This window comes from Actinomycetota bacterium (assembly GCA_036280995.1).
In the GTDB taxonomy this organism is placed as follows: domain Bacteria; phylum Actinomycetota; class CALGFH01; order CALGFH01; family CALGFH01; genus CALGFH01.
On the sequence record DASUPQ010000122.1, the window covers coordinates 1 to 6,767 of the forward strand.

General features: G+C 73.2%; 10 protein-coding genes and 1 tRNA gene. 8 read left to right on the top strand and 3 right to left on the bottom strand.

Annotated elements, in window-relative coordinates:
* Nucleotides 1-456: citrate synthase (locus tag VF468_03770; GenBank protein ID HEX5877431.1), on the bottom strand; the 456-nt coding region annotated here is incomplete at its 3' end.
* Between the two features lie 75 nt (nt 457-531).
* Between VF468_03770 and VF468_03775 the strand changes: the two genes are divergently transcribed.
* From VF468_03775 to VF468_03805, 7 genes are all read left to right on the top strand, one after another.
* The gene (locus tag VF468_03775; GenBank protein HEX5877432.1) at nt 532-1,761 is read left to right on the top strand and encodes a hypothetical protein; all 1,230 of its coding nucleotides are present in this window, start codon (nt 532-534) and stop codon (nt 1,759-1,761) included.
* A 214-nt stretch (nt 1,762-1,975) separates the two neighbouring features.
* Nucleotides 1,976-2,051, top strand: a tRNA-Trp gene (locus VF468_03780).
* Nucleotides 2,052-2,100: 49 nt separating this feature from the next.
* The gene (gene secE, locus VF468_03785) at nt 2,101-2,427 is read left to right on the top strand and encodes a preprotein translocase subunit SecE (GenBank protein ID HEX5877433.1); all 327 of its coding nucleotides are present in this window, start codon (nt 2,101-2,103) and stop codon (nt 2,425-2,427) included.
* A 10-nt stretch (nt 2,428-2,437) separates the two neighbouring features.
* A complete protein-coding gene (gene nusG, locus VF468_03790) occupies nt 2,438-3,004 on the top strand; it encodes a transcription termination/antitermination protein NusG (protein ID HEX5877434.1) in 567 nt (188 codons plus the stop codon).
* A 24-nt stretch (nt 3,005-3,028) separates the two neighbouring features.
* Nucleotides 3,029-3,472, top strand: a complete 444-nt coding sequence (gene rplK, locus VF468_03795) for a 50S ribosomal protein L11 (protein HEX5877435.1) — start codon at nt 3,029-3,031, stop codon at nt 3,470-3,472.
* Nucleotides 3,473-3,540: 68 nt separating this feature from the next.
* The gene (gene rplA, locus VF468_03800) at nt 3,541-4,251 is read left to right on the top strand and encodes a 50S ribosomal protein L1 (protein ID HEX5877436.1); all 711 of its coding nucleotides are present in this window, start codon (nt 3,541-3,543) and stop codon (nt 4,249-4,251) included.
* A 60-nt stretch (nt 4,252-4,311) separates the two neighbouring features.
* Nucleotides 4,312-5,187, top strand: a complete 876-nt coding sequence (locus VF468_03805; protein ID HEX5877437.1) for a hypothetical protein — start codon at nt 4,312-4,314, stop codon at nt 5,185-5,187.
* 37 nt (nt 5,188-5,224) lie between these two features.
* Here the strand turns inward: VF468_03805 and VF468_03810 are convergent, their stop codons facing one another.
* Nucleotides 5,225-5,368: a hypothetical protein gene (locus VF468_03810; GenBank protein HEX5877438.1), complete on the bottom strand. Its 144-nt coding sequence runs from the start codon at nt 5,366-5,368 to the stop codon at nt 5,225-5,227.
* 74 nt (nt 5,369-5,442) lie between these two features.
* On the bottom strand, nt 5,443-5,727 hold the full coding sequence (locus VF468_03815) for a hypothetical protein (protein ID HEX5877439.1): 285 nt from the start codon (nt 5,725-5,727) through the stop codon (nt 5,443-5,445).
* 378 nt (nt 5,728-6,105) lie between these two features.
* On the opposite strand from VF468_03815, the gene rplJ reads away from it, so the two are divergent.
* The coding region (gene rplJ, locus VF468_03820) for a 50S ribosomal protein L10 (GenBank protein HEX5877440.1) at nt 6,106-6,767 on the top strand (662 nt) is incomplete at its 3' end.

The following is a 6,767-nucleotide window of genomic DNA, read 5'->3' on the forward strand; positions in this document are numbered from 1 at the left end:
GGCGATCACCCGGATCCGCTCCAGGGGGAGGGCGGTGGGGGGTAGGGCGGCCTGGGCGCGCCGGCCCGCCTCCAGGGCGCCGGCGCTCGCGTGCCAGACCGGGACGGGATCCGGGAACCGCCCGGTCCAGAGCCACTCGGCGACCTCCTCGAACCCGCGGGCGCCGGCCAGGTCGGGGACGGCCAGGCCGCGGTACCAGGGGAGGCCGTGGGCGATGGCGGTCAGCGCCGAGGGCACCACCAGCTCGGTGGACGGCCGCCGGCCCCGCCGGGCCCGGCCGGGCCGGGCCAGCCGGTCGAGCTCGGCCGGGTCGAAGGTGCTGGTCCGCCCGTCGGCCGACCGTTCCCGCCCCAGCAGCCCGCGGCTCACGTACGCGTACAGCGTCGCCGGCTTGACCCCCAGCCGGGCGGCCGCCTCCGCCGTGGTCAGCCGCCTCTCGTCCCGATCCGTCGCCATGTTGATCAATATTGATAATTCATGCCAGCACTGTCAATCTGAGGAGGCAGCGCAGCTCGTACGAAAGGCACACCCATGCCACGGGTCCACCTGCTCGACGTGACCAACCGCGACGGCGTCCAGACGGCCAGGGTCAACCTGTCCAAGTTCGGCAAGACGATGGTCAACTTCTACCTGGGCAAGCTCGGCGTCACCCAGTCCGAGGCCGGCTTCCCGTTCCTGTTCCACGAGGCGCCCTACCTGCGGGCCAACCTGGCCCTGGCCAAGGCGGGCGCGTTCGGCGACCTCCGGCTCTCCGGCTGGGCCCGGGCCGTCCCCGGCGACGTCGAGGCCTCCCTGCCGCTCGGCCTGGAGCACCTCAACCTGTCCATCTCCACCTCCGACCAGATGATCGCCAACAAGTTCCGGGGCCGGCTGGACCGGGCCGCGATCATCGAGCAGATGGTCGCGGCCACCCGCACGGCCAAGTCGGCCGGGGTGGCCACCGTGGGCGTCAACGCCGAGGACGGCTCGCGCACCGACCCCGGCTACCTGACCGAGTTCGCGATCGCGGCCCGCGAGGCCGGGGCCGACCGGGTCCGCTACTGCGACACCATCGGCGGCGACACACCCTGGCGCATCCGCGAGCGGTTCGCCGGCCTCGCCGCCGCCGTCGGCATCCCGGTCGAGACCCACTGCCACAACGACCTCGGCATGGCCGTGGCCAACTCGGTCGCCGGCGCCCTCGGCGACCTGGACGCCGGCCAGGACGCCTGGGTCAACACCTGCGTCAACGGCATCGGCGAGCGGGCCGGCAACGCCGACCTGCTCTCCTGCATCCTCGCCTTCCGGCACGGCTTCGACCTGGCCGGCCGGGTCGAGCTGGCCGGCCAGGTCGACCTGAGCTGGGCGCGCCGGTTCGCCCTGTGGGCGGCCTACGCCTTCGGCCGGCCGCTGCCCCTCGGCCAGCCCGGGGTGGGGGCCAACGCCTTCGCCCACGAGTCCGGCATCCACGCCGACGGCGCCCTCAAGGACCGGCACAACTACGAGCTCTACGACGACGAGACCCTCGGCCCGTTCCCGGACGACTGGGCCGCCCGTCAGGGCCGCGTCGTCCTGACCGGCGAGTACGGCGGCAAGGCCGGCTTCCGCCACGTCCTCGACGGCCTCGGCATCGACCTCGCCCCCGGCGACGAGGACCTGGTCTTCCAGCTCGTCCAGCTCACCAACGCCGCCACCGGCCGCCCCCTCACCGACGACGAGCTCCGCCTCCTGGCCACCTGGCCGAGCGAGCTGGCCCTGCTCTACCCCGGTCAGCTCGACTGACGCGGGCTAGGATGGGGCTGCCCGCCCAGCCGCCCATGATCCGGCTCGACCGGCCATGGCACCGGCCGGGAGCGGCGTGGTACGCGGTGCGGCACCTCCGATCGGCCGGGACGGCCTGCTGGTACCCTGGTCAGGCCGGGTGTCTTGTTCCGGCCGGGCGGACACACCTATACTCGTTGGGCTTTGGGCGCAGGCTCGGGGCACCCACTCCCAAAGGCCAGTAGCTCAATTGGTAGAGTCCCGGTCTCCAAAACCGGTGGTTGGGGGTTCGAGTCCCTCCTGGCCTGCCACACCCTCGATGATCGACCGGCGCCTCGGCGTGAGGAGCAAGCCTTCGCAATGAACAGGGAGACCAAGCGGGCAATGGCCCGCCAGCAGAAGACCGCGGACCCCCAGCGGCTCCAGAACCTGCGCAAGCAGCAGCTGGAGCGCCAGCGGGCCGGCGGCCGGGACGGACAGCAGGGCACCCGCCGCCGGGGGCTGCGCGGCGTCGGCTCGTTCGGTGGCGAGGTCGTGGCCGAGCTCAGGAAGGTGAACTGGCCCGACCGCCGCACGGTGGCCGCCTACACGGTGGTCGTGCTGGTGGCCGTCACCGTCATCACCGCGGTCATCTTCGGGATGGACACGCTGTTCGGGAAGGCCGTGTTCGCCGTCTTCGGCGACTGACAGGAGCGTCATGAGCACCGACACCGCAACCGGCACCACCGGTCCCGGCTTCAGCCTGGGGGACTGGTACGTCGTCCACACCTACGCCGGCTACGAGAACAAGGTCAAGGCCAACCTCGAGAGCCGCATCTCCTCGATGAACATGGAGGAGCGGATCTTCGAGGTCGTGATCCCCATGGAAGACGTCATGGAGATCAAGGGCGGCAAGAAGCAGGTCGTCTCCCGCAAGGTCTTCCCCGGCTACCTGCTGGTCCGCATGTACCTGGACGACGACTCCTGGTACGTGGTCCGGAACACGCCCGGCGTGACCGGCTTCGTGGGCTCCGGGGCCAAGCCGACCCCGCTGTCCGAGAAGGAAGTGGCCAAGATCCTCGAGACCAAGCCGGTCGAGAAGCTCAAGCCGCGGGTCGAGTGGCAGGTCGGCGAGTCCGTCACCGTCACCTCGGGCCCGTTCGCCCAGCTGCCCGGCTCGATCGCCGAGATCAACGCCGACCAGCAGAAGCTCAAGGTCCTGGTCTCGATCTTCGGCCGCGAGACCCCGGTCGAGCTCGCCTTCGACCAGGTCCAGAAGCTCTAACCATTCCGAAGGAGTAACGACCCCATGCCACCCCAAGCAGGCCGCCGCCGCCGCGTGGCGGCCGTCCTCAAGATCGAGCTCACGGCCGGCCAGGCCACCCCGGCGCCGCCGGTGGGAACGGCCCTCGGCCCCCACGCCGTGAACATCATGGACTTCTGCAAGCAGTACAACGCGGCCACCCAGGCCCAGGCCGGCAACGTGGTCCCCGTGGAGATCACCATCTACGAGGACCGCAGCTTCTCGTTCGTGCTCAAGACCCCGCCGGCCGCGGTGCTGCTGCGCAAGGCGGCCAGGATCGAGAAGGGCTCGCCCGAGCCGCACCGCGAGAAGGTCGGCACGGTCACCCGGGCCCAGGTCCGCGAGATCGCCGAGACCAAGATGCCCGACCTCAACGCCATCGACGTCGAAGGCGCCATGAAGATCGTCGAGGGCACCGCCCGCTCGATGGGCATCACCGTCGCCTCCTGACGAGGCGCGTTCCCTGGTTCGTGGGAGGGCCGCAACGGAGCGGTCCGTTGACCACAGGAGGACAACCGATGGCAGGCAGGAAGCTGGCCGAGGCGGCCGCCAAGATCGACCGCACCCGGCTTTACCACCCGGCCGAGGCGCTGGAGCTGGCCCGGGAGACCAACCCGACCAAGTTCGACGCCACCGTCGAGGTCGCCTTCCGGCTCGGGGTCGACCCGCGCCGGGCCGACCAGATGGTGCGGGGCACCGTCTCGCTGCCCAACGGCACCGGCAAGACCATCCGGGTCGCCGTGTTCGCCGAGGGCGAGGCGGCCCGCCTGGCCGAGGAGGCCGGGGCCGACGTGGTCGGCGGCAAGGACCTGGTCGAGCGGGTCCAGGGCGGCTTCCTCGACTTCGACGCCGCGGTCGCCGTGCCCGAGATGATGGGCCAGGTCGGCCGCCTGGGCCGCATCCTCGGCCCCCGCGGCCTGATGCCCAACCCGCGCGCCGGCACCGTCACCCCGGACGTGGCCAGGGCCGTCTCCGAGATCAAGGGCGGCAAGGTCGAGTACCGGGTCGACCGCCACGGCAACCTCCACCTGATCCTGGGCAAGACCTCGTTCGACGCCAGGGCCCTGGTCGAGAACTACCAGGTCGTCCTCGACGAGATCCTCCGGGCCAAGCCGGCCGCGGCCAAGGGCCGCTACATCAAGGGCATCACCGTGGCCACCTCGATGGGCCCCGGCATCAAGGTCGATCCCGGCGCCACCCGCAACCTGGTCCCGGCCGCCAGCGCCTGACCGGACGGCGGCGATGCGGGACGGGACGAGAGGCGCGAGACGCCGGGGGTGGGCCTGCCCGTGAGCCGGGACGCCTGGGAGCTCGGATGGTGGGCGCCGGTGCCGCCGGCGCTGGAACCCGGGGAGCTGGTCGACCCGGGGGTGCACGGGGCCCTGCTGTCGGCGGTGGCCGACGGGGCGCCGCTGGACCGGCTGGGGCAGCACCGGCTGGAGTCGCTGAAGGCGGCCGGGCTGGCCACCCCGGACGGCCGGCCCCGCTTCCCGGTCGCCCAGGCCGCCCAGGCCAAGGCGGTCGCCGAGACCGCGGGCGACCTCGGCCGGGCCATGGCCCGCCTGGTGGCGGGCGAGTGGAGCCGGCTCGAGGTCGAGTACGAGTCCGTGCACGCCGCCCTGGCCCGCCCGGAGCCGGGCGGGCCCGCCTTCCTGGTCGTGGGCGGGCTCCTGCTCGACATCGGGGTGCGCCGCCTGCTGCGCCGTCAGGGCCTGGCCGCGCCGCCCTTCGGCAGCGCCTTCGTCTGGCTGGCCGAGGGCGAGGGCGCCGCCGGCGGCTGGTTCGCCCGGGTCACCGGCCTGCCCGGGCGCGGCAGCCTGATCCGCTTCGGGCGCCCGGCGGCGCCGGCGTTCCAGCTCGCCGCCGCCGACCCCGAGTCGGCCCCGGCCCTGCCCGCGGCCCTCGAACCGGCCCTCCGCGAGCTCTGCGAGGGGCTCGGGTGGTCGGTCGTCCGCCTGGTCGAGGACGCCCTCCCCGCCCTCGACCCGGTCCGGCGCCGCGTCCCGGGCGCCGACGACGAGGGCGCGTTCCTGGCCTGGGCCTACACCCTGGCCGTCGACGAGGCCCTCGACCGCCTCGCCGCCCGCGGCCTCCTCACCCCGCCCGACACCGCCGTGACCACGGTCCGTGTCGCCGACCCGGCCCTGGCCGGGGCGGCCACCTGACGGGTCGCCCCGGCGGCAAGCCCGCGGACCTGGCCGGTCAGCCGCGGCCGGTGCGGCGGAGGAGGTTGCGCTCGTAGACGGCGTCGAAGCGGCGGGTGGCCAGGCGGCGGCGCCAGGCGGTGACGGGGGCGAGGGTGGCCAGCACCATGAGGGTGGCGATGGCGACCAGGTCGGCGGGCATGGTCCCTCCTGCGGCGGCGGACCGGGGGTCCGCGGTGGACGGGCTGCGGGTACTGACTCGGGCCGGTGCCGGTCCTAGGGGAGGACCAGCAGCGACGGGCGGGGCTCCTGACCGGGTGGCCGGGCGGGCGGGCCGCTAGGCTGGCGGGTGCCGGCGACGAGCAGGCCGACCCGGCGGGTTCGTTCCTGGTCCTCGATCGCCCTGGCGACGCTGATGTCGGTCAGCCAGCGGCCGCGCTCGAACCCGCGGTCGAACTGCCTGACGCCCTCCTCCTCGATGCGGTTGGCGGCCCACATGGCCATGAACGCTCCGCCGGCGACGAGGCCGACGAGCAGGCTGATGATGACCGGCGTGGCCATCTCCTCCCCCTTCGAATGCTGCGATCGTCAACTGTGATGAGATCGACGGCTTCGGAACCTGTGACAGCAAGGCGCCTCGGGAGCAACCTATCGATACGGCCGCCGACCTGCCCGCGGTTATCCACAGCCCCCTTGTGCTACCCTCTCCGCTGTCAACGAGGCCGCGCACGACCTGGCGGTCAGCCTGGATCCCTTCCCAGCTAGGTGGTCTAGGTCGCACGCAGCCTCGTCGAGCCGAAGACCGTCCGGTTGCCGCATGGCACGAAGGCCCGTCCAGGGGCGCCGGCGCAGGCGAGCACCGTGAGGTGCCTCCACGCGTGGCATACGCCAGTCGGACGGTCCGGGGACCGTCCGTTTTCTTTGTGTGGAGGTGAGGCCGTGCCGAACGCGAGCAACGTCGCCGAGGTCGAGGCCATCAAGGGACGCCTGGAAGGCTCGGTGGCCGCGCTGCTCACCGAGTACCGGGGCCTCAAGGTCGCGGAGCTGGGCGAGCTGCGCGCGTCGCTGCGCGGGTCGTCGACCGAGTACCGGGTGCTGAAGAACACCCTGACCAGCATCGCCGTGCGCCAGGCGGGCTACGAGGACCTGATCGAGCTGCTCCAGGGCCCGACCGCGGTCGCCTTCGTCCACGGCGACCCCGTGCAGGCGGCCAAGGACCTGGCCGAGTTCGCCCGGACCCACCCGGCCCTGATCGTCAAGGGCGGGGTGATGGACGGCAAGGTCCTGGGCGCCGACGAGGTCCGCCAGCTGGCCACCCTCGAGTCGCGCGAGGTCCTGCTGGCCCGGCTGGCCGGGCTGCTCCAGGCCTCCGCCCAGCAGACCGTGAGCCTGCTCGCGGCCCCGCTCCGGCAGGTGGCGACCATGACCGCCGCCCTCCGCGACAAGCAGGCGGAGGATGAGCCCGAGGCGGGCGGCGGCGCCGCAGCCCAGCCGAGCGACAAGCAGGCGGAGGATCAGCCCGAGGCGGGCGGCGGCGCCGCAGCCCAGCCGAGCGACAAGCAGGCCGAGGGCGCCCCGGCCGCGGCCGCGGCCCCCGCCGC